Here is a 23,269-nt window from a genome sequence, read left to right on the forward strand (position 1 = left end):
TAAACACCTACACAAAATTATTTACACAAGCCATGTTTACACAAAAAGGATTTCAACTTCTAATCAGAAGTCATAATTCCGAATTGAGAACTCAGAAGTTAAATCCTTACTATGACCGATATAAATAAGGAATAGAAACCGGGTTTGTATTAGATAAACACCTACACAAAATTATTTACACAAGCCATGTTTACACAAAAAGGATTTCAACTTCTAATCAGAAGTCATAATTCCGAATTGAGAACTCAGAAGTTAAATCCTTACTATGACCGATATAAATAAGGAATAGAAACCGGGTTTGTATTAGATAAACACCTACACAAAATTATTTACACAAGCCATGTTTACACAAAAAGGATTTCAGCTTCTAAGATGTTTAATTTATTTTATTTACCTGCTTACCCTATCATACTGACATCTATCTCCCATAAACCCAGTTTCTTAACTCCCTTAAATTTACTAATTCTCTAGCCTTATCTCCTAAATCTTTAACGTCTTAATTTCTTCAAAATTCTCTACAACGCCCCTGCTACAGTTTTGTCGAGAATACCCCCGGATAAATGAGAAGTAATATTCATCACCTCCAATACCGGAGGTCCATCTGGACCTTTAGGATAATCAATTACACTAACTGCTCCATTGCCCTGCTTAAAATTCCAGAAATGTTGGGGTTCCAAATCAAATAATTGACAAAGAATAGCCTTATTAATAGCATCATGGGCAACTACAATACCAACACCAGAAACCGACCGAATAATATCTTTCCAAGTAACCAGCGCTCTTTCCCAAACCTGCTGTAAATTTTCCCCCTCTGGCATTTGTACCGTTTCTGGAAATTCCTTCCACTGCTTCAATAATCCAGGAAAACCATCTTCAATTTCTGACTCAAACTTTCCTTCCCAGAGACCGTGGCTAATTTCCCATAAACCATCATATAAATTTAACTCTACATCTGGGTGATGCTGCAAAATAATCTCTGCCGTTTCTTTGGGGCGTAACATCGAACTACTCACAGCAAAATCTAGATGTACATCCTTGAGAAACTCCGCAGCTTGGGCAGCTTGCACCCGACCATTATCATTAAGTGGTACATCAATTTGTCCTTGAAATTTACCATCTCGGTTCCAGTCAGTCTCACCATGACGCACCAGTAACAACCGAGGACCTTTATGTTTATCTCTAGGTTTGGGAAACTTTTCACCAATCTGAGTAGTGAGATTCATTGATTCTAATTGTACAGATCCTCCTGGTTCATATTCTCCAGAAAAAGAGGGATAAGGAGGAGTAAAGTTAAGTATATTAATGCCACAATTGGACTGTTGAATAGAGTGGTAATAAGAGGGTTGTATTCCCAAAGCTTTAGAAATGAGGCAGCGATTAATACCATTATGCGCCACAACTAGAATAGTTTTATGAGCGCTAGTCAAAATCTCAGGCCAAAATTGATGAGCTTGGTCAAACAAAGATAATACAGGAAAATGCTTGATTTGACCCTCTGGTGTTGAGACTTCCATAGAAAGTTCGTGGGGATGTTTTTTCCATAAACTATAATCTTCTGGATATTTCTCTATCACCTCTTCGCGCAACATTCCTGCCCACAAAGGTAAATCAATTTCTCTTAAGTTTTCTTTGGTTTGGACTGGGGGAGGAGATTCTAAATAGGAATGAATAATTTCAGCAGTTTGTTTTGCTCTTTGTAGAGGACTGCTATAAATAGCATCAAATTTTAGGTTTTGAAGAGCTTTACCTACTTGACGAGCAGTATTTTGGCCAGTCTCTGTAAGAACTGAAGCATCAAGGCGACCTTGAATTCGATGTTCTATATTATAGGTGCTTTGGCCATGACGTACAAGGATAACACGGGTACTCATCGATAATTTAGGTTATAGGTTGGTTGGGAAGTTTGCAACAGAGAGCATTTTACCAAAAAATTGGGTTTAAAGCCTCGCCCTAGAAGGGCGACTTTCTATGCTATTCCATACTATAAATTAGGTTGGTTCCAACACCCGCCTTGTCTCATAAATACTGTAGAAAAGAAGATGTTTGTCGAAACTACTTCACCTTCAGAGCTGAACTTGGGCAACTTTCAGGTCAATGAGCAGTTTAAACTTGAAGGCAGAAATAAACACCAACCCCAATTTTTCATAAGTCGTGGGAGAGCATTCCGAGACTCTAAACGGACGCGGAGGTAAGCGTAAGACTACCGTCAAGGCCACAGCAGCCTGTGTTAGCTTTGCACCAGCAAAACGTCAACCCGCTGGGGAGGATGTCAACTACTTCTAAGATTAGAATCAGATTTTTCCCATCATCAAATTTTTCCATCCATACCTGTTGATTGGAAAACTACAAGCATTTTCATTTTCTTAAGCTCCTAAAAAAAATGGCGCGCCAAAGGATTTTCGGTTGCATCATCACAATTTTTCTGATATCATAAAATTTAACTGGATTTACTCGCCCTTACGCATGACTTTTTATTCAACTAAATTTCCTAGCTCAGAGACAATCACTCTGATGCCGGAATTTTTTCTCAGAGAAGTGCCAGAAATATTTTCATCCTGTAGAGCTTCCCAAAAATGCTTACTTTTCCCTCATCAAATTTTTCCATCCATAATCTGTTTAGTGAAAAAACACAAACATTTTCATTTTCTTAAGCTCCTAAAAAATGGCGCGCCAAAGGATTTTCGGTTGCATCATCACAATTTTTCTGATATGATAAAATTTAACTGGATTTACTCGCCCTTACGCATGATTTTTTATTCAACTAAATTTCCTAGCTCAGAGACAATCAAAATATTCAATAATTTTTCCTAAGAGAAATACCAGGAATATTTTCATTCTCTGAAGCTTCCACAAATACTTGCTTTTGCCTCATCAAATTTTTCCATCCATATCTGTTTAGTGAAAAAACACAAACATTTTCATTTTCTTAAGCTCCAGAAAAATGGTGCGCCAAAGGATTTTCGGTTGCATCATCACAATTTTTCTGATATCATAAAATTTAGCTGGAGTCACTCGCCTATATATATGATTTTTTATTCAACTAAATTTCCTAGCTCAGAGACAATCAAAATATTCAATAATTTTTCCTAAGAGAAATACCAGGAATACTTTCATTCTCTGAAGCTTCCACAAATACTTGCTTTTCCCTCATCAAATCTTTCCATCCATACCTGTTTAGTGAAAAAACACAAACATTTTCATTTTATGAAGCTTCCGAAAAAAACAAGAGTCAAAAGTAATTGTATAGTCTGAAAACTTTCACGCTACAGTAATTTCAGTAGATCATTTCATATAATATAGAAGTTCTCAGACTTTTGAAGTAGAGTAATTTTTCTGTTTGTTTTCTCTTCCCTAAAACAAACGAATTTTGTACCTTACCAGTATAAAAATTGCTATGGGAGTGAAACTAATTGTGAAATATTTAAACTGAAATAGTATTTAGTTAGGGAGATATTAATGAAAATTAAAAGGTTAATTTTAAGTATTCTGACTATTGTAGCGATCGCTTTTATTAGTTTTTCTTTAATTAGTAGTGTAACTCAGCCACAAATTCAAAGTCGTCTGGAGTTATATCAGACAAATCTATTGCTGCACGCTGCGGAATGGGAACCTAAAGATTTAGACAGTAAAAATTTTAATATAGCTAGTAAAGCTTTGATTGGTAATGACTCTTATCAAGCTGGATTAATACAATACAAAAATGCTTGTGAGTCTGCTCAAAAACAACTGGAAAAACAAGAAAATAAATTACAAATTTTGCCTTTAGAAGAGCAGATATCAGCACAAAATCAACAGTTGAATCAGAATATAAATGAGTTAAAAAATCTGATTAATGAATTTGATATTAATATTGGCATCTTGCAAGTACAAAAAAATCAAGTAAATGAAGCTAGGCAAAGTTGGCAAAATTTAAATGAGTCAGAAACGGCAAATCAACCTTTAGGAGAAACAGCCAAGATTTTAGCAGAAATTTGGAGCAAACCAGCCAAAATTTTACCTAATGCAGAAGCTTTAATTAAACAAAATTTAGATGGATGGTTTCGTTATCGTGCTTTAAAAGAATTATACAAATTACAGGAAAGACAAGAAGCTTTAAGTGAACTGGAAAACCAAGAACAGGAAATAGCAAAACAAGCAGTATTAAAGTTAGCTATTATTGCTGGTGTGCCGGGAATGGGATTAGTATTCGGAGTAGGATTACTGATATTTTTAGGAGTGCAATGGTTAATTTCTGGAAAGGAATCTTTATTATTAAAAAATGCCGATTTACCTTGGGAGGTAACTTGGGATGGTGAAACAATTTTACAAGTATTTGTCGTAGGGTTTTTCTTGGTCGGACAAATTATGATTCCTTTGGGATTAGAGATTTTTAAAAGTTTTACAAATGTGCAACCTGCAATGATGGGAGTTAGGGTACAAGCAGGATATATTCTTGGTACTTATATTTTGTTTTCTCTGGGAGGTTTCTTAGTATTGTATTTATCATTAAAGTCATTTTTTCCTTTGCCGGAAGGTTGGTTTAAATTTGATTTACGTGGTGGTTGGTTTTTCTGGGGTTTAGGTGGTTATTTTGTAGCTTTGCCAATGGTAATTTTAATATCTCTAATTAATCAACAATTATGGCAAGGTCAAGGTGGCAGTAATCCAATTTTACCTATTGCTTTAAACGGGCAAGATGGTTTAGCTTTAGCTCTATTTTTTGTCACTGCTTCTATTGCTGCACCAGTTTTTGAAGAGGTTATGTTTCGCGGATTTTTATTACCTTCTCTGACAAAATATATGCCTGTGTGGGTAGCAATTATCGCAAGTGGTTTTTTATTTGCTATAGCTCATTTGAATATTTCTGAAGTGTTACCTTTAGCAGTTTTAGGAATAATTTTAGGAGTAGTTTATAGCAGGTCTCGTAATCTTTTGTCTTCTATGTTATTACATAGTTTATGGAATAGTGGAACTTTATTAAGTTTGTATATTCTGGGAAGTGGAAATTCTTAATATAGCAGGGAACAGGGAATAGGGAACAGGGAACAGGGAACAGTTTACCAACTTCTTCCTTCTTTCTTCTTCCATGCAGCGTAAGCATTCAGCTATCAGCTTTTGAACTTATTCAAGCAACGACTAAGGTTAACTGATGACCAATTTTATTTCCTGCGGAATGCTAGGCAAACATAACTGTTAATTCTCTTTGGAGACTAATTCTTCCTTCCAAAATAATGACTTAATAATACCATTTATCAAAAAGAATGCTATACCCGAACGGGTGGGAAAATGTGGGAAGTGTGGGAGATGTGGGGAGATGTTAAAAGTAGAAAAAATTTATACTAAATAACTAATAATTGTCAAAAACAGATTTTTAATCTTGGTAATTATTTGACTTTTGAAGTATAGGATTACTTTTGGTAATTGGTATAACTCATAGCTGAGAGCTGATAGCTGACCGCTGAATACTTACCATTCACCTTTTTCCTTCATCTAAAAAATTATGGAACAATGGATTACTAATTTTCAAGGCGAAGTAGCTGCCTTAAGTGGTGCATTTTTGTGGGCGGTATCTTCCGCAGCTTATGGCTTACTTGGTCAAAAAATATCTCCCTTAAAATTAAATTTATTCAAAGGTTTAATAGCGGTCGCTCTGATTTTTCTTACTTTAATTATTAGTGGCAAACTTCAGACAGAAGTAAACTTAGTTACGATTAATTTATTTCTAATGAGCGGTGTTATTGGCATTGGTTTAGGAGATACTGCATTTTTTTCTGCCCTCAAAAATATGGGTGCAAGAAGAACTCTCTTGATGGCAACTCTATCTCCTCCAATAACCGCTTTACTAGGTTTAATTTTCTTAGAAGAACAATTAACTTTTGGTGCTTGGTGCGGAATTTTAATTACAGGAATAGGTGTAGCTTGGGTAATTTCAGAAAGAACTCCTGGTGCAGCAATTGGTAATATTAATATTAAACAAGGAATAATTTGGGCAACATTAGCAGCAATAGCTAATTCTAGTGGTGCAATTATTTCTCGTTTTGCTTTACTTTCCTCGGATATTATTCCTTTATGGAGCAGTTTATTCAGATTAATTGGAGGCACAATTATTGTTGTATTGTTGTTGCTTGTGCAGAGAATCAGACAGGGAAAATTAGGAGAAATAAATTGGTCAATGAAACTTATAGGAGGTATTTTTATTACAACTTTTGGCGGTACTTATTTAGCTATTTGGTTACAACAAACTTCTCTTAAATTTGCTCCAGCAGGTATTGCTCAAACTCTTTTAGCTACCAGTCCAATATTTATCATTCCTATTGCTGCTCAAATGGGAGAAAAAATAAGTATTAGGTCAGTTTTTGGGGTATTAGTCGCAGTAGTAGGAATTAGTTTATTATTTACTTTTCAGTAACAAATTTATTGATATTTTAGAAAGAATATTAAATCTTGGCGTAGTGGTCTATTTCATTTATTTTGATGGGTTTAATTCTATACTAAAGTAGTATGGACTCTATTAGTCCAATCAGACAGTGCGATATAGCTGCCGCTAGGCTCCGCCAACGCCAAAAAATCAGAATATATGAATAAATTGCATAAAATTAATCTTTCATCACAACAAAGGCAAGAACTACTGGATATAGTCAAAAAGGGTAGTTCCAATGCCAGAGTAATTCGACGGGCACATACACTACTAATGGCCAGTGAAGGTAAGACAGATCAAATAATCAGCAAAACCTTACGAATATCAGTAGCAACGGTGGAGCGAACGAGAAAGCAGTTTTGTCAAGAGGATTTAAAAACCACATTAAAAGATCGTCCTCGTAGTGGTAAGCCACGGAAATTAACGAGTGTGGGAGAAGCATATTTAATTGCAACAACTTGTAGTCATCCACCATCTGGAAGTGTGGGCTGGACTTTGAAAATGTTAGCAGACAAACTTGTCAGTCTGGAAGTAGTTGAGAGTATTAGTCAGAGTACAGTTTATCGAACATTAAAAAAAATGAATTAAAACCTTGGTTGAAGCAACAATGGTGCATACCAAAAGTGAGTTCAGAATTTGTATCTAGAATGGAAGATGTACTGGATTTATATAGTCAACCAGTAGACCAAAAACGACCGCTAGTCTGCTTTGACGAAAAATTGTGCCAATTAATTAAGAATGTAAATCAACCGATATTACCCAAAGCTAAAACGCAAGAAAAGTCAGGTAAAGTAGGAAAAATAGACTATGAATATGAGCGCAATGGAACCGGAAATTTATTTGCTTTTTTGGCTCCATATTTAGGATGGAGACATATTCAGGTGATTCATAGAAGTACAGTGGTTGATTTTGCTCATTGTATGAAAGAATTAGTGAATATTCACTTTCCAGAAGCGAGTGTAATTCGATTGGTATTAGACAATTTAAATACTCATACTATTGCTGCTCTATACGAAGTATTTGAACCAGCTGAAGCCAGAAGAATTGCCAAAAAATTAGAGATTCACCATACACCCAAACATGGTAGTTGATTAAATATGGTTGAATCTGAGTTATCTGTGCTAGTACACCAATGTTTAAATAGAAGAATTGCAAATATGGAAACTTTAGAAAAAGAGGTTTCAATATGGGAGTATGAGCGTAATCAAAATCGGGTTTGTGTGGATTGGCGTTTTCGTACAGAAGATGCAAGAGTTAAACTTTCAAAGATTTACCCAACCCATCAAAATAAATGAAATGGACCACTAGAATAACACCACTTATCGCCACACCTTAATACAACCATCACCACCAGCACTAACTAAAACATCATCTTCAGGAGAAATTGCCACTGCCAACACACCCAAATTATGACCAGTCAAAGTACCCATTTCCTGACCTGTACTCAACTGCCAAAATTTAATCAAATTATCTGCACCCCCACTCACCAAAGTATCATCTGAGGTAACTGCCAAACACCAAATACTTTTAGAATGACCAGTCAAAGTAGCTACTTCTAGACCTGTACTCAACTGCCAGAGCTTAATAGTATTGTCATCGCTCCCACTCACCAACATTTCACCGTCGGCGCAAAACGCAACTGCACTCACATAACCAGAATGCCCCCACAGAGTTTTAAACTCTTGTCCTGTTGCCAAATGCCAGAGCTTAATAGTATTGTCACCACTGCCGCTCGCCAACATTTGCCCATCAGCGCTAAATGCAACAGACCAAACCCTCTCAGAATGACCAGTGAGAGTATGAAGTTCGTTACCTGTACTCAACTGCCACAACTTAATTTCGTTATCATCCCCTCCAGTTGCTAATATCTGACCATTAGGACTGAATGCCACAGACTCAATATCCTCCGAATGTCCGCGCAGAGTACGAATCTTTTTACCTGTACTCAACTGCCATAGTTTAATAGTGCGATCGTAACTGCCACTAGCTAATATTTCTCCATCGGGGTGAAACGCTACTGACTCCACATCGTCAGAATGACCTGCCAAAGTAAAAATTTCTTCTCCCGTACTCAAGCGCCACAACTTAATAGTGTCATCATAACTACTACTAGCTAATATTTGCCCATCGGGACTGATTGCAAGACAACTTACTCCTTCTGAATGTGCTTTAAATTCATTAACTACAACAAAATTTTCTAATTTATGTTTCCGTTGTTTTGCTATTTTTTGAACAGTTGGAGGTTCTGGTTTTACTTCTTCTTGTTGTTGGCGTTTAATTTCTGTTAAAACTCCCTGGATAATGCCTAAATTGTGTCGCGCATCTTCACAGTCTGGCTGTAATTTTAATGCTTGTTCATAGTCAGCGATCGCCTCTTCGTATATCCCTAATTGATTAAAAGTATTACCGCGTTTATTATAGGCATCTACCCAATTTTCATTTATCCGCAAAGCTTCGGTAAAATCATTAATTGCTTCCCGATCTTTTCCGATTTGTGCGTAAATAACACCACGATTATAATAAGCTTCTCCCCAATTTTGATTTAGTTTTATAGCTTGGTCAAAATTGCTTATTGCTGCTAAATAATCTTCCTGTTTAAAATTATTTAACCCCCGTTTGTAGCAAATTTGCATGACATTTATTTGCCTTGTTTCCCCAATGGCTATTAAACATTGATTTAATTTATTTACATATTCTAAATCTTCAGCTTTTACCACAGATTCCATTGCTGCCAACAGCAAAATTAATTCTTCTGGAGGTGAGGATAAATTCCGTAATTTTAACCAATATTTTAGGGAATTTTCAATTTGTGTAGTTGCCCAAACTTTATTTGTTAAACTTGCCAAACTTTGAGCTAAATCTAAAACTAATTCTGCCATCCAACCAGAACGCTGAATTTCTAAAGCTTGATAAATTTTTTGATAATACAAAATGACGGATTCTATCATCTCATCAACTTCTGAAGATTCTGGCAAATTTTTAATTAAATTCGGCAATAATTCTGGCAAAATAGGAGGGAGATTATATTCAACCAAAAAATATTCATCTGCTACTAAGCCAGCAAATACACAATGATAAAGACTTAAAAATTTCCCTAATTCCTCAAAGTCTTTTTGATTGACAATATAGTTCATATCCAATTCACTAATGTCAATTCCAGCCTTTCTAAATTTTTGCTCTCTCTGTAATTTTTTCAGGTTAATTAAATTATTCCCAGCATAAAGTTCATCAACTCTCTTTGCTTTTTCCCCAGTAGCAATTAACTTAGACCTAATTGCTAACCATCGACGCGCCCGTAGTTTAGCAGATTCATATAAAATATCTCGATAAGGCAATCTAGAAATAACAGGGTCGTAACGATATTTCGACCAGCCTAAACTCCAATAAGCGATTCTAAAATTGAGATAATTGCCATTAACTTCTGATTCTAAAACTAAAGTTGGCTGAGATTTTAATACACCAAATAAAGCTTTAATACTAGCTTCACTATGAAAAGATTTACTTACCCAAGCTCCTGCCAAAAAATCTATTTCTCTACCTTTGGCTGTATAATTTCTGAAAAATTGTCGCAAACCATCTGCTAAAGTTAATTCAAGATTTGGGAAAAAATTAGGCGAATTATTAGCTGCTTCAATTCTATCAAATACGAGTTTTGGTGGAGCAAAGAAAACTCGCAGAGGCAGAATTTTTTCCTCTGGATCGGAGTTGAGAATATCGGCAGCAACTAACCAAATAGGAGAATTTTCTAATCTTTTTTGTTCTTCTATAATTTGTAGAGAAGTTTCTCGTTGATAGGCAACTAATTCTCGTTGAAGTTCATAGTTTTGTTTGAGTATGTCTATTTGAATTGCTTTTTCTTGTTCTAAAAGCCATCTTGGAAAATCTATATTTGTTTCGAGTCTGGCAGTTTCGGCAATTTGAATAAATGCCTGTAATTCTTGGGAATTATCTTGAGTCAGTTTCTCTAAATCAAAGTTATCTTGATTTTGGATATATTCTAGTTTTAATTGTTCTACTTGAATATTTTGTTGTCGTTGGGCTAAAGCAGGATTTTTTGTAGTTACTATAGTTGTAGATTTAGCATCTTTTTTCAGAGTAACAAATTGGGCTGCTTCTGCCACTGCTTTACTAACTGTTTTGAGAAATTTTAATACCATTTTTTTTAGAGGGTAGTGGGTAGGGATTAGGCAATAGAAAATCTTAGTAAGCTTTACTTTATTATAAATTCCCAGAAATTCATAAACATTATACCAATTCACTTCTGTGAAACAGTATTATACCAAATATAAAAAGTATTGCTATACTTAGGCAGCACTTCTATTATTAAGTAATTAACACGTCCCAAATAACCTTTTTGATAATTAGTACCCTAGTACTCTGCCATAGAAATTATGATAGATAATTAGATTCTAATATCTAAGTATTTTCAGAAAGGCAACTTTTCAAAATCATTGTAGTAGATTACTAGGAGCGTGTTAATTATTCTTATGTTTACTTTAACTACTACAATTTTCGCTGTAAATATTTGCACCAATTAACTGCTAAATCAATATCTGTAAACGGAATTTGGATATTTTTAGCATCAGAAAAAATAAACTCCAAAACTACTTTACCTTGACTAGGTGGATTTTCTATATCTACTAGCTTATTATTAACTAATAATTGTAGCGATCGCACATCTTGCAAAGAAAAAGTGTCCAAATTAATGGGTCCTTTGCGTGTAGGTTTTCCCCAAGTTATGCTTTCACCATTCTGACCCAATACCGCATAAATATCATATTTGGCTTTCTCAAAAGATTCTGCCCAAGCGCGGTAAGCTTCCAACTTTTGATACTCATTCCAACCTGCCCAAGCTAACCAGATAAATACGCCTAATAGGGGCAGCCACAATAAACCTTTTTCCATTTGAGTTCTCAGATTTTCTACTTATAGTAATTGAATAGTGGACAAAGATCGTGGAATAAATCGATCGGGACTTACGCAAAGACACTATCAGAACTTACACAAAGGATGGAACTATACACAACTTGTAGGGTTTAACGGCCGTTAAACCCTACTATATATGGCGATTATGCGTAAGTTAAGTCCTGACTATATAGAACCAATAGTAATTTAGCCGAACGCTAATATTTCCTGCCCGAACCCTTAAATTATTACACTCTCAATGCCTCAAATTCAAGCCTGATTTTACATAAAAAAGTTATTATAACATTATTTAATTAAATACAGGACTTACCGAATAATTATTAATTAACTAGCTATTAGCTTTTCCTGACGGAATGCTCCGCAAACAGCATTTAGCTAGCCTCCTGGGTCGTAACTACGTTAACAGCTAAAGATCCAAGGGTTTAAGTCCCCCACAAGAGGAGCGAAACAGCGCGTGGTGGGTTTTTTGGGGGGTTTTAATCCCCCATTATACACCGTGAAAAGCTGATAGCTGAGTGCTGAGTGCTGAGTGCTACTTCAATTGTTAATTGTTAATTGTTAATTGTTAATTATTAATTGTTGAAATAGTTTTTCCTAAAGTAGGAGCCAAACTTTTGAGATGGTTTCCTGCCTAGCATGGCACAAGCAATGTGATTTCTTTGAATTCTATTGAGATATTTTTACGTCTTAGATAAATCGTGGTACTATCAAACGGGTTTCCTATATCCAAAGCCAAGAATACTCGAAAAAAAAATGCTACAATCCTTCCCTCAAAAAAGAACTGTTCATAATTTTCCCAATGTGATTGAGGTGCAAAGGCTATCGTGTAAAAGCGATTTTTTCACACCAAAGCTTACAAACATCACTCTCAAGCATAAAAACCTAGAGGACTATTTTCGTTCGCCAACAGTTGGCTTGCTTTTACCTCTGGGATCTAAACGAGAAAGTTACTCCTTTCCCCAAACCTTGAATTATACCCTAGAGTTAGGCATAGCACCAGAGAGAGTTATAGTAGTCCACTCACCCAAGACCAAAACTGTTGTCGATGACTTGGGGTTAGAGAAAAAAGGCTGTTTAGTCCTCAACGAACAGGATTTAGTTAAGTTGTTCAATGCCGATCGCATTCACTCACGCTTTGCAGTTGATATTGCTAAATATACAGGTAAAGGAAGAGCCTTTGCAATGGCTTTTGCTTACCTCAAGTACGTTTCTTCCTGGAAAACACTGAAGGATTTATTCTTTCTTGATGTTGATGCCAACGCTAATCAGTTCCAGCCACTTCATTATTTGGGGTATGCTCAGGCTATTTTCCCAGACGATCAACGTTTGTTTTTACTCACCGCGCAAAACAATGCACTCAGAGATAATCACTATCTTTTTGTGATGCGCGAGTATTGGCGACATGAAAGTGACTTGGGGCGACACTATGCTGCACATTTCGACCAGCTCGTTTGGTCGCTAACGGGCGAAATAATGCTCAGATGGGATATTGCCGAACAGATTCCTTTTGCCATAGGTTATGGGCTAGAGAGCGTATGGCAGCTATTTGCGGCAGATTGGGTTGCATCTTCCCTCCCAGACAGCCAATATAAGGTTGCCCAAGTCGTTAACCCGCAAACTAAAAAAGACGGTGGTACTTTGGGACAAAGTGGGCGGTGCTATGATGCTACTATGTATCGCCAATTGAATCTAATGACTTGGTTTCTGATTAAACATGGCAAACCACTATCTCAGTTTACGGCAGAAGATTACCATACCGTTAATACTTGTTTAAGTAAGGCAGATCGGACTGTAATATTGCCAGATAATGAAGACCACGGACTGCCTTATAGCGTACAACTAAAGTCAGACCTCTTTATCCCACCGCTGGCAATGTTAGCCTCTGAAGATTGTTTGCGTATTTAGGAATTTATGTCCTAGCATTTTTAAGCAATAGTTCAGAGATTTTTTCACTCGAATACTGGTTTCAGTCGTTTCCCTAGCATGACCAAAAAATCAGGTCTCAAGCCTCCCCCTTTCAAGGGGATGAAAAAAACAGGCTCAATATTTCAAGCCTCTAACTTTCCTGGGGAATGCTGCGCAAACAGGCAGAGAGAGGTACTGATAACTGATAACTGATAACTGATAACTGATAACTGAAATGACCACTACATCTCTCAGTGAAACTCAGAGTAGCGTCAAGCTCTCTGTTTTGGCAAAAAATTCGGCAACCATTCTGTTGTTGCAAGCCGCAGGAACAATCTTTACTTACCTCACGCAAGTTTTCCTTGCACAATGGATGGGGAAAACTGAATATGGAATTTACGAATATGTCCTCTCTTGGTCCTTAGTCTTGGCTATTCCAGCAAGTTTGGGATTGCCTCGCGCCGTATTGCGTTTCATCTCAGAATACCGCGTCCGAGAGGAATGGGCAGAATTATGGGGATTGCTCTTGAGCAGTTGGCAGTTTACCGTCGGAATAGGTTTGCTGCTCTGTTTAGGGACTACAGAAATAATTTCTTTCCTCGATCGCCACCATAGTTTTCCTTATGCTTCTGTCTTGCTGGTGGGAATTTGGCTAGTGCCACTGCAAGCTTTAATCCAGTTACAGGAAGATATGGTTCGCGGGGTGGATAACATCCCTTTGGCTTATGGACCATCGAAAATACTCTGGCCTCTTTTTGTGCTAGGAAGTGGTTTTTTCCTGTTTCACCAAAACCACTGTCTGACTGGTATCCAGATGACTCGAATGGCACTGGTGACTCTATTAATAGTAGTTGTCTTTCAGGTTGGCTGTCTCTGGTTCAAATTAAAGGAGGAAATCGGTCAAATCAAGCCAGTTTACAAACCTCGCCAATGGTTGTTGGTAGCACTTCCCTTGTTTTTAAACCGGACTTTTGAAATCCTATTAACACAAACGGATATTATTATGGTGGGAGTCTTGGTTGGGGCTGGGGCTGTTGGCATTTACAGTGCAGCGGCCAAAACGGCATTGTGGACTGCTTTTTTCTTGCATAGTATTAATCTCGCGACTACACCGGCTTATGCCATTCTTTATGCTCAAGGCGATCGCGAAGAATTACAAAAAGTGGTGGCTAAAGTAACCCTGTGGATTTTTGTTCCATCTGTTACGATCGCAATAATTTTGGCGATTTTTGCCCAACCCATTCTCAGCATTTTCGGCCCAGAATTTTTGGTATCTCATTGGTCTTTGAAAATTCTGATTATTGGTTACTTGGTGGATTTCTTGTGCGGACCAGTTGGCAATCTAATGGTGATGACGGGTTATCAAAATCAAGCTGTTGTCGTTTCAGGTTTTTGTGCATTTATGAATGTCGGATTAAATGCCATTTTAATTCCTCAGTTTGGGGTAGAGGGAGCTGCGATCTCAACAACTTTGACTTTAGTGACTTGGAATGTTTGGCAATGCATTCTAGTCATCAAAAATGTTGAGATAAATCCATCAATTTTTTACTATTTACAAATAGACTTCTTGCAGAAGTCAGGGAATAGGGAATAGGGAATAGGGAATGAAATCAACAATTTCATATCTTGAATTGATTTAATTTTTGATTTTTGGAGATGTCTAATATGTAAAAAATATACATAGTCTAGGAAATTATTCAAAATAAAACAATATGACCATTTTTTGAATTCAAAATTCAAAATTCAAAAATTTTGGTTCATTCCTTAATTTCAATAATTGTTTAATTAAGGATTTAAGCCTCGTTCTTCACAGAGAGAGCGAAAAAATCCAAAATATTTTCCTAATTTCAAGCCTCTGACTTTCCGGCTCTAGCGGAGCAAACAGGCAGAGGTTATAATGAGCGAATTAATAATTTTTAATTTTGAATTGATATGACAGCAACCCAACTTATTATCGAAAATCGTTACCGGAAGCCTGGCGATAGCCCAGTTGTTAGTATTGATGACTTTACTTATCAAGAAGGGGCGATCGTGAATCCTGATACTGTCATCAACGATCCCAATATTAGCTTGTATTGCTTGGATGACAAGCATCAACAAGCTATTTTTGTGTCCTTATCCTCTGATATTATGCTCTCACGAGTGCCTTTCTATTATCAGGCTCAGTTTGATAATGCCCAGAGCTTGATTGCGCTTCCGTATGACTGCTTGCATGACCTTGCCGAACGGGTCAAGACTAAATTGGAAAAACTGATTCTAGTCTACTCAACGGGGCGCTCTGGCTCAACTCTGCTGAGTCACATTTTTAATAAATCGGGTGAAGTAGTAAGCTTCTCCGAGCCAGATATGTTTACTCAATTGATTCATTTACGAGAGCAAAATGGTCGGCGCGATCGAGAAATAATATCTTTGATTAGAGATTGTACCCGACTGATCTTTAACCCAATCCCAGCAGGACAAGTTTCTCATCAGGCAATTAAATTTCGCAACCAATGCGTCGCCCTTACAGGACTTTTTTATCAAGCATTTCCCAAGGCTAAGAATCTTTTCCTATATCGGAATGCAGTCGATTACGTTGCTTCAGAATATCGATTAATGATTCGCTATCGCTCTCCCGAATTGGTTTCAGTAGATCGCGCCTTAGCTTGGCTTGAGGGATATCATGGTACTATTGCGCTAGAAAAACTGGGCATTCGCCTGAAAAAAGATGTATTATCGTGGGTAGAATGTTTTGCCTTGAATTGGCTGATTATCATGGATCGTGCCTTGAATTTTTTGGAGCAAAATATTCCGATGCTACCAGTACGTTATGAGGATTTAAATAGCAACCGATTTGGAATCGTCACCCAACTTTTTGAAGACTGTGACTTGCCAATTACAAGCGTAACGCAGGCTCTTAAAGCCTTTGAAAGAGACTCGCAAGCAGGCACAACTCTAGCCAGAGATAGAGCAAATCGCGGGAATGTTACAACTCTTGATGACAGTGATATAGCCCAAATAGTCGCGATCGTCGCGCTACACCCCGTGATTCGATCTCCAGACTTTATCATTCCCGGAACATTAATCCTATAATTAATACTCCGGACAGTTTTTCTGTGGCAATGGTAAAATCAGGGTTTTGGACTCCGAGATAGCAAAAAAATACCAAGCCTAGAATGCTGGTTTCAGTCGTTTCCCTAATAGACAGATAGATATCATAAAATGTATTTCAATAGGGAAACTGTAATTTCTTGGGTAGAAGAACAGAATCTATCAATAGAGTCAGAAAAATCAATGAACTCTATTTCAATTGAAGGCTTGGAATCCAAGATGCTAGTTTTACGAAAATAGGTAGTCCTGTAGATGTAGTGATATTTATAAGTAAAATCCTTTCACAGTAAGGGGTAAAAATGCAAAAATCACTACTTGTACACCACTACCCGAAAATAAAGGTCTGACAAGAGTTGATTCGGGTGTGGTCAAAACCTGTTGCTACTTGGCCTCGCTACCCGAACCCTTTAGGGCATGAAAAAAACCAATATTTAGCCTGAACCTTAACAGTTATTGGATACAAATTATCAAGATTTTATTGTGGCGATTAGCTAGCTATGACAAAAAGCAGGAATGAACCAGATCGCGAACTTATGCAAATCAATCAAGTGAAGAGGCAGATCGAGACCGCTCTATTGCAGTACGGGAAATTGGAGTTGGATTTCTTGCCCAAACATTTAAGAAGTGGTGAGGTTATTGACATCCCAGATTTAGTCAAGAGTCTAGACGCAGCAAACCAAGCTCTTAAAACAAAACCATTAGCAGATAAAGGTCAATCTGTAACTACGTTTAATCCAGTCGTTGGGGTTGGGGAGCGTTTGCGTGAGACTAATTTTAATGCAACTTATGATATTCGTGAAAAACTTGACAATCAGTTGAATAACGCTTTCTACTTTAATGCAGCAAATGTTAGTCTGGAGGACTATGATGCCAAATGTATTGTAGAAGCAGCTCGTGATTTTCTTTGTCCTCAAGACTGCAATAGACTTTGGTTGCTGCCTGCATTTGTCGAAAGAGAGACTATTGCTCATGTTGCTGCACACCATCAACGATTGCTTCCGAAAGGTCGTCTCATCGTTGTCAGTCCAGATCCTAGCACATTGACAGCAGCAGCACCCCATAGTGATATTGTTATCGATCAGAGGCAAGTGTTAGAACACATTAATATTCAGGCTTTACAAGAAGAAGGTTTTTTCCCAAAAAATAGAAATGTTCGCTTGAGTGGCAAAGGAACGACACTTTTAGCTGGCTTTATTTGGGCTATGGTTCATGGGTTAATTAATGATGAAACCTATGTAGGCCATACCGATACTGATGAAATCAATTTAGATTTTTCTGGACCCTATTATCAGGCAGGTTCAAAAGAAAGGCTTCGTGTTAGCCCCTACAGACCTGCCGAATATATGGCAGCAGCAGCGGCCTATATGCCAAGCTCTCATAAAGTCTCTGTTGTTCAACCTGCCAAAGCAGGTATCCGAAGAAAGGGGGAAGTCAACCTACCAACCTGGATGATGATGGCTAATACCACAATTGGAGATGCAAAAATGAGGCAGATGGGATTGGAACTGTGTCGAGTTGCATGGCCATCCCCAGGAGAAGCTATTGTGCGTGCGTGTGTGTATCGAGATATGCCATGGCTAGGAACAACGGGGTTCGATCTAGATCGTTATGCAAAGGCATTTTATCTGGAAATGGGCTTTGGTGGATTTAGATGTGCAGATAATTATACATTTGTACAAGTAGGGATTCCTGCCCCTAAAATTGAGAGCTACGGGGTTAAAGAGATTGATGATATCGGACAGGCTATATTGGCAACCAGTATCTATTCAATACAAGAGCAATTTTACTATCAACAGTTAAGGGAAAAAGGTACAGCAGATTTTGCTCCGGGATATTCTGACGATCTGATTAAAGCATTTAATGAACAGTTTGCCGGAGTAGATTTGCGTGTCCCATTTACATCTCCTCCTGATATATTACAAGATGATTTTGGAACCTTGTATGTTGAGTCTGAGAGTTCTGAGCCAAATGGAGCAATGTATTCTGCCGGTCCGTTTTATTATCCGTCGCCAACGAGGATGCTAGAGATGGGAGTTATTGATTTAGATAAAATCCGAGAGGTTCCAAACCTTAGCACAAGAAATACCACATGACCAGAAATATAAACTACCCGCGAAATTTTGATTCCAAAGCAGACTCATTTGTTTTGAAGTAGAAACGTAGCGGGAAACCAATAGTAGTCGTCAACACACTTAAAGAATTGCTAATTAACAAACCCACTCCCTGCAAATGCCAATAAAATGACAATAAATAAATGCTACTGATACCGAATATCCAGTAACTAAAAAGACCAATTAACATCGGTATAGTTGTATCCTTTATACCCCGTAAAGCAGCGGTAGCAGTTGTCTCAACCCCATTAATCACTTGATGAAGCGCAATAATAACTGAAAAGATGCAAGCAAGCTGAAAAACCTCAACATCCGTCGGGTTTTTGGGAGTCAAGAAAGCATTAACAATAGGGGCAGATTCACCTGCTACAATTACCAGGGTCACTATGGTAGTGAATATTGCTAATGTAATACCAACAAATCCTGCCCGTCTAACACCTTGTGAACTTTGCTCACCATACATTTTTCCAACTCTGGCAACTGTTGCTTGGGCAACTCCCAAAACAATATTTCGGATGATATTGCCTACTTGAGTAGCGATTTGAAAAGCAGCTAAGGAAACAGCACCGAAATAGCCAAAGAAGTAAACTAAAACAATGTTAAAGCTTCCTGCTGAAATATATTGAATTCCGATTGGCAAACCGAGCTGAAAAATTTCTTGGAAGACTGAGGCATTAAATTGTAAGCATCGCCTGAAGAGTTGATAATCTTTAAAGTCAGGATTGAGGCAGATAAAACTCAAGGCAAATAGTATTTGAAACCATAATACAATTACTGTTGCCCAACCAATTCCTGCTAAACCAAGTGCTGGAAAACCAAATTTACCAAATGCCAAAATATAATTGGCTCCAGCATTGAGGAAAATACTACTTATGGCAATTGCTGTTATGACTTTTGGTCGATTAATTGCTGTCAAAACGTTGCGCAAAACTTCATAGCCGAATAAAGCGGGCAGCCCCCAGAGTATAGCTTGTAAGTAAGATTTCCCTTGGAGGATAATAGCATCGTCCTGACCGAGAAAGGCTATCCATGTAGAGCTAGCCCCAAGAATAGCCATCATTGGTAACGCAATTAGTAGCGCTAGATAAAAACCTTGCCCGACAATAGGGCCTAATTTAGAAAACTGTTTTTTCCCGAAGGCAATTGCAGCAACTGTGTTGACGGCAGAGATGATAAAAATGCCGATATTGAAAAAGAAGCTAAATGTCACACAACCAAATGCACCACCAGCTAAGGTTTCAGTTCCTAATTTTCCCATTGCCCAGGTATCAACTGTGAGTAGACTAACCTCAATCAGTTGAGCCAGACTTAATGGAATTGCTAAAGTAATGCAGCTTTTGGCTTCCTGATAAATTTCAGATGAAAGTAATTTTGCCAAAAAGTCAAGGTGTTGTGAATAGATTTTCATTTTAGGTTTACTATCATTACTTTTTATAATAGAGTTGTTGGGAAATAAAAATTGAACAATGCTCAAAGGCTTACTCTATAAGGTTTTAAGTATTTTGGGACAGAAAAGCGCTATAAACTTTGAATAATAAGGGTTTGAGCCATTTTTTTAGCTTAATTCCCAACAACTCTAATGTAAGCTAAAACCTATTTTTTAATTTTTGACTACCGTGAAACAGCATAAAATTGCGGGGTTGTTCATTAATAGACTTCTTCCAGAAGTCAGGGAATAGGGAATGAAATTGTTGATTTCATTTTTTATTTTTGGAGATGTCTAATGGATAATTGATAATCAGGGCTTGCTGAATAAATCTAAAAGTATTGACAGATAAAGGTTGAGCGCCTTTTTGATTGAAAAAGTACCTGGTTTTCAGCTCTTCATGCTCATGCATGTTAGCATTTTTGGCACATTGTTGGGCAAAAAAATTACCCCCCTACTCCCCTACTCCTTTGACTTCTGACTTCTGACTTGCGCGTAGCGCTATACTCCTTACCCCCGAAAGTTGGCGGCGGCAGCAGGCCAGTTTTTATTAGCGCGGGCAATATTGCCTGGAATATCCCGTTCCCAGCGATCGCGAATCCTTAAACTGAAATTGAGATATAGCTTCCCTTCGACAATGCTCCAGGCTTCTGGAACGATAGGGGCTGTGTATCCATTAGCAACGGCAAAAGCACAGAAACCCCCATACTGCGGGGCATATTGCTCTGGGGAAGCTGCAAACAAGTCGCGATTTTTGGCACTGGAAAACCACCAGTTTACACCCATCCAGTTGTGAGTAAATTGTTGATTTCCTTGAACAGGTTGACCTACTTGAAAATACGCAACTGGATCAGCACCTAGAATCGCAACTCCGTTTTCCGCAAAAATCGGCTCTGTAACATTGGCGATTTGAGATTCATCTACCTTGTTGGACGATACGGCAGCAGGCGGTACGGGATCGGTGGATAGTTCCACTGATGACTGAGGGGAATCTTTCGCTTGTAGGGAAGCACACCCCATAACCAACCCGAAACTAACTGAAGACAGGACAAAATATCGACGTTTCATCTTAACTTTTTCTCAACAAGATTTTGGGATTGCAGGATCGACATCTTTAACTTAAGCCAGTCAACTGAGCAGACTGTGAGAAATTGCTGAAACTTTTCATAATAGCCTTTTCACTACTTGCTGCTGTACCGTAGGAATTTTCCATACAATGTCCCTACCTATTCCCTACCCCCTAAGCACGAAAATCATAGCTAAATTCACCAATACCTGTCAAGTCTAAGCTATCGTAGTAAAAAAGTCCTCAATATAGTGAATATCTCAAACAATGAAAAAATTTCTGTTTGTCTGCTTATTCTTAATTGGGCTTGGTTGGGCCTTATCTAATTTCTCTGGTTTGGCCAATAAAGGAGTCTACGACTCAATTGTGTTAGACTTCCGTGAAGATATCGGAGTTACTAAAATTGTCAATCAAATTAGGACAATCTCCGATGAATACCAAGTCACACCTCGTCTAAATAGTGAATTTTCCATATCAGATAATGTATATATTGTCAAGGGCGATCGCCAACTCCTCAAAAACCTCAGAAGCTCTCTAGGCAAATATACTGAATACATAGAACCGAACTACGTCTATAGCGCGGATGCCATCATTTTTGAAAATGGTGACGGTGTTCCTAACGACCCCATGTATGGTAAACAATGGAACCTCCGGAGCATCAATGTCGAATCTGCCTGGAATGAAACCAAAGGCGACGGGATAACTGTGGCAGTTATTGATACAGGTGTTTCCAAAGTTCCCGACCTGGAAAAAACAAATTTTGTACCAGGGTATGATTTTGTTAACGACCGCACATTAGCTACCGACGACAATGGTCACGGTACTCATGTTGCAGGTACTATTGCCCAAGCTACCAACAACAACTATGGTGTAGCGGGTATCGCCTACGAAGCTAGCATCATGCCTCTAAAAGTATTAGCTGCTAGTGGTGGTGGAACAGTTTCCGATATTGCTGAGTCCATAAAATTTGCTGCTGATAACGGTGCAGACATTATTAACATGAGTCTTGGTGGTGGCGGTGAAAGCCAAATAATGAAAGAAGCAATTAACTATGCCCACAATAAAGGCGTAGTTGTCATTGCTGCTGCTGGCAACGCCAACCAAAATTCAGCGAGTTATCCCGCTCGTTATCCCCATGTTGTGGGTGTCTCCGCTACTGACCCTGCTGGAGAAAAAGCTCCCTACTCCAACTTTGGTGCAGGAGTTGATATTTCTGCTCCTGGCGGTTCCACCTCTGGTAAAAATGAAGCTGGCGGTATTCTCCAAGAAACCATTAACCCAGAAAATGGCAAGAGTGTATTTGCCTCCTTCCAAGGAACAAGCATGGCATCTCCCCATGTTGCGGGTGTGGCAGCATTAGTCAAAGCTAGTGGTATTGAAGACCCAGAAGAAATCACCAACATTCTCAAAAAATCTGCTAGAGCTGTTAAAGAAGACCCGTTAAATCATTTTGGTGCAGGTCAGTTGGATGCAGCAGCAGCAGTAAAGTTGGCAATTAGAGGTCAAATTACCTTCCGCGACTTCTTCCGGTGGTTGCATGATAACGGTTATCTCAATCCTGGTTTTTGGCTTGATGGTGGTGCAGTAGCGTTGTTGCCGAAGTTGGCAATGGTGTTAGGGTCTTATATATTAGCTTGGTTGCTGCGGAATTATTTCCCTTTCAGTTGGAGTTTTCCTCTACATACTGGATTAGTTGCTGGTAGCAGTGGGTTATTTTTCCTCCGTGGTTTCTATGTCTTTGATTTACCCCAATGGCCAATGCGTGTGATGGGTAGTTCTGTGCCCGAACTTGGTGGAGCTATTCAAGGTAGTGGTATTTTGAATCCCATTTTTGCTAGTGTATTAATTCCAGCATTATTAATAGTGTTCTTATTGGGTCATCGCCAATGGAAGTGGGTAGCGATCGGTACTACTATTGGAGTTGCTAGCTGTTTGGCTGTGAGTGCAGTTATCGATCCTGCTGTTTGGGGATTAGGTGCTGGTATACCTGCTCAAATTTTCCTAGTTGTGAATGCTCTATTATGTTTAGGTTTAGCACGTTTGGCAATTAGAACAGAGGAAAAGTTAGCATGAGTAGTATTACAGTAAGTGGTACTGTAGAAAAACAAGGATTTGGTACTGGTACTTGGGCGTTAGTAACTGATGGTGTAACTTATGAATTAAAGGATGCTCCTACCGAGCTATGTAAGTCTGACCAGAAGGCAAGTGTTACAGGTGTGGTACGAGAGGATGTAATGACAATAGCAATGATCGGTCCAGTATTGGAAGTTGAATCTTTCGAGATATTGGAATAGTGAGTTATAGCGCTACGCGCAAGTCAGATAGGATAGCCGTCAGATTAGCGACGT

The 23,269-nt window shown here is 38.1% G+C and carries 16 protein-coding genes; 11 read left to right on the forward strand and 5 right to left on the reverse strand.

What is annotated here, in order from left to right; all coding sequences use genetic code 11:
• Positions 1-515 precede the first annotated feature (515 nt).
• Positions 516-1,871 (reverse strand): histidine phosphatase family protein, encoded by a 1,356-nt coding sequence (locus ACP6PM_RS32560; RefSeq protein ID WP_426590998.1) that lies wholly within the window; start codon positions 1,869-1,871, stop codon positions 516-518.
• Positions 1,872-3,456: 1,585 nt separating this feature from the next.
• Between ACP6PM_RS32560 and ACP6PM_RS32565 the strand changes: the two genes are divergently transcribed.
• The 5 genes from ACP6PM_RS32565 (at position 3,457) to ACP6PM_RS32585 (ending at position 7,692) form a co-directional block, all read left to right on the forward strand.
• A complete protein-coding gene (locus ACP6PM_RS32565) occupies positions 3,457-4,992 on the forward strand; it encodes a CPBP family intramembrane glutamic endopeptidase (RefSeq protein ID WP_426590999.1) in 1,536 nt (511 codons plus the stop codon).
• A 487-nt stretch (positions 4,993-5,479) separates the two neighbouring features.
• Complete coding sequence (locus ACP6PM_RS32570; RefSeq protein WP_426591000.1) at positions 5,480-6,388, forward strand: DMT family transporter; 909 nt, start codon at positions 5,480-5,482, stop codon at positions 6,386-6,388.
• Between the two features lie 168 nt (positions 6,389-6,556).
• Positions 6,557-6,985: a helix-turn-helix domain-containing protein gene (locus ACP6PM_RS32575; protein WP_426591001.1), complete on the forward strand. Its 429-nt coding sequence runs from the start codon at positions 6,557-6,559 to the stop codon at positions 6,983-6,985.
• A 35-nt stretch (positions 6,986-7,020) separates the two neighbouring features.
• Positions 7,021-7,488, forward strand: coding sequence for a transposase (locus ACP6PM_RS32580; protein WP_426591002.1), 468 nt, complete (start codon positions 7,021-7,023; stop codon positions 7,486-7,488).
• Between the two features lie 6 nt (positions 7,489-7,494).
• Positions 7,495-7,692, forward strand: coding sequence for a hypothetical protein (locus ACP6PM_RS32585; protein WP_426591003.1), 198 nt, complete (start codon positions 7,495-7,497; stop codon positions 7,690-7,692).
• Positions 7,693-7,716: 24 nt separating this feature from the next.
• Here ACP6PM_RS32585 and ACP6PM_RS32590 read toward each other — a convergent pair whose 3' ends face one another.
• Together ACP6PM_RS32590 and ACP6PM_RS32595 are read right to left on the reverse strand one after the other, a co-directional pair.
• Positions 7,717-10,554, reverse strand: a complete 2,838-nt coding sequence (locus tag ACP6PM_RS32590) for a WD40 domain-containing protein (protein ID WP_426591004.1) — start codon at positions 10,552-10,554, stop codon at positions 7,717-7,719.
• Positions 10,555-10,900: 346 nt separating this feature from the next.
• Positions 10,901-11,302 carry a hypothetical protein gene (locus ACP6PM_RS32595; protein WP_426591005.1) on the reverse strand — a complete coding sequence of 134 codons (402 nt, stop codon included), beginning with the start codon at positions 11,300-11,302 and terminating at the stop codon, positions 10,901-10,903.
• Positions 11,303-12,076: 774 nt separating this feature from the next.
• Between ACP6PM_RS32595 and ACP6PM_RS32600 the strand changes: the two genes are divergently transcribed.
• The 4 genes from ACP6PM_RS32600 (at position 12,077) to ACP6PM_RS32615 (ending at position 18,411) form a co-directional block, all read left to right on the forward strand.
• Positions 12,077-13,228, forward strand: a complete 1,152-nt coding sequence (locus ACP6PM_RS32600; protein ID WP_426591006.1) for a hypothetical protein — start codon at positions 12,077-12,079, stop codon at positions 13,226-13,228.
• Positions 13,229-13,463: 235 nt separating this feature from the next.
• Positions 13,464-14,822: a flippase gene (locus ACP6PM_RS32605; RefSeq protein ID WP_426591007.1), complete on the forward strand. Its 1,359-nt coding sequence runs from the start codon at positions 13,464-13,466 to the stop codon at positions 14,820-14,822.
• Positions 14,823-15,160: 338 nt separating this feature from the next.
• On the forward strand, positions 15,161-16,300 hold the full coding sequence (locus tag ACP6PM_RS32610) for a hypothetical protein (protein ID WP_426591008.1): 1,140 nt from the start codon (positions 15,161-15,163) through the stop codon (positions 16,298-16,300).
• Positions 16,301-16,815: 515 nt separating this feature from the next.
• The gene (locus ACP6PM_RS32615) at positions 16,816-18,411 is read left to right on the forward strand and encodes a hypothetical protein (RefSeq protein ID WP_426591009.1); all 1,596 of its coding nucleotides are present in this window, start codon (positions 16,816-16,818) and stop codon (positions 18,409-18,411) included.
• Positions 18,412-18,424: 13 nt separating this feature from the next.
• On the opposite strand, the gene ACP6PM_RS32620 is transcribed toward ACP6PM_RS32615, so the two are convergent.
• Together ACP6PM_RS32620 and ACP6PM_RS32625 are read right to left on the reverse strand one after the other, a co-directional pair.
• Positions 18,425-19,837 carry an MATE family efflux transporter gene (locus tag ACP6PM_RS32620; RefSeq protein ID WP_426591010.1) on the reverse strand — a complete coding sequence of 471 codons (1,413 nt, stop codon included), beginning with the start codon at positions 19,835-19,837 and terminating at the stop codon, positions 18,425-18,427.
• Between the two features lie 528 nt (positions 19,838-20,365).
• The gene (locus ACP6PM_RS32625) at positions 20,366-20,923 is read right to left on the reverse strand and encodes a YHS domain-containing (seleno)protein (RefSeq protein WP_426591011.1); all 558 of its coding nucleotides are present in this window, start codon (positions 20,921-20,923) and stop codon (positions 20,366-20,368) included.
• Positions 20,924-21,188: 265 nt separating this feature from the next.
• Here ACP6PM_RS32625 and ACP6PM_RS32630 point away from each other — a divergent pair, with 265 nt between their 5' ends.
• Entirely contained in the window at positions 21,189-22,994 is a 1,806-nt protein-coding gene (locus ACP6PM_RS32630; RefSeq protein ID WP_426591012.1) for a S8 family peptidase, read from the forward strand.
• On the forward strand, positions 22,991-23,215 hold the full coding sequence (locus ACP6PM_RS32635; RefSeq protein WP_426591013.1) for a hypothetical protein: 225 nt from the start codon (positions 22,991-22,993) through the stop codon (positions 23,213-23,215). Before ACP6PM_RS32630 ends, ACP6PM_RS32635 begins: the two co-directional genes overlap by 4 nt.
• Positions 23,216-23,269 lie beyond the last annotated feature (54 nt).

Origin of the sequence: Dapis brunnea BLCC-M229 (genome assembly GCF_050015995.1) — a bacterium.
Lineage (GTDB): Bacteria > Cyanobacteriota > Cyanobacteriia > Cyanobacteriales > Microcoleaceae > Trichodesmium.

Coding starts and splice junctions, on each gene's coding strand:
- ACP6PM_RS32560 (WP_426590998.1), bottom strand. CDS start 1,871: ATGAGTACCCGTGTTATCCTTGTACGTCATGGCCAAAGCACCTATAAT.
- ACP6PM_RS32565 (WP_426590999.1), top strand. CDS start 3,457: ATGAAAATTAAAAGGTTAATTTTAAGTATTCTGACTATTGTAGCGATC.
- ACP6PM_RS32570 (WP_426591000.1), top strand. CDS start 5,480: ATGGAACAATGGATTACTAATTTTCAAGGCGAAGTAGCTGCCTTAAGT.
- ACP6PM_RS32575 (WP_426591001.1), top strand. CDS start 6,557: ATGAATAAATTGCATAAAATTAATCTTTCATCACAACAAAGGCAAGAA.
- ACP6PM_RS32585 (WP_426591003.1), top strand. CDS start 7,495: ATGGTTGAATCTGAGTTATCTGTGCTAGTACACCAATGTTTAAATAGA.
- ACP6PM_RS32590 (WP_426591004.1), bottom strand. CDS start 10,554: ATGGTATTAAAATTTCTCAAAACAGTTAGTAAAGCAGTGGCAGAAGCA.
- ACP6PM_RS32595 (WP_426591005.1), bottom strand. CDS start 11,302: ATGGAAAAAGGTTTATTGTGGCTGCCCCTATTAGGCGTATTTATCTGG.
- ACP6PM_RS32600 (WP_426591006.1), top strand. CDS start 12,077: ATGCTACAATCCTTCCCTCAAAAAAGAACTGTTCATAATTTTCCCAAT.
- ACP6PM_RS32605 (WP_426591007.1), top strand. CDS start 13,464: ATGACCACTACATCTCTCAGTGAAACTCAGAGTAGCGTCAAGCTCTCT.
- ACP6PM_RS32610 (WP_426591008.1), top strand. CDS start 15,161: ATGACAGCAACCCAACTTATTATCGAAAATCGTTACCGGAAGCCTGGC.
- ACP6PM_RS32615 (WP_426591009.1), top strand. CDS start 16,816: ATGACAAAAAGCAGGAATGAACCAGATCGCGAACTTATGCAAATCAAT.
- ACP6PM_RS32620 (WP_426591010.1), bottom strand. CDS start 19,837: ATGAAAATCTATTCACAACACCTTGACTTTTTGGCAAAATTACTTTCA.
- ACP6PM_RS32625 (WP_426591011.1), bottom strand. CDS start 20,923: ATGAAACGTCGATATTTTGTCCTGTCTTCAGTTAGTTTCGGGTTGGTT.
- ACP6PM_RS32630 (WP_426591012.1), top strand. CDS start 21,189: ATGAAAAAATTTCTGTTTGTCTGCTTATTCTTAATTGGGCTTGGTTGG.
- ACP6PM_RS32635 (WP_426591013.1), top strand. CDS start 22,991: ATGAGTAGTATTACAGTAAGTGGTACTGTAGAAAAACAAGGATTTGGT.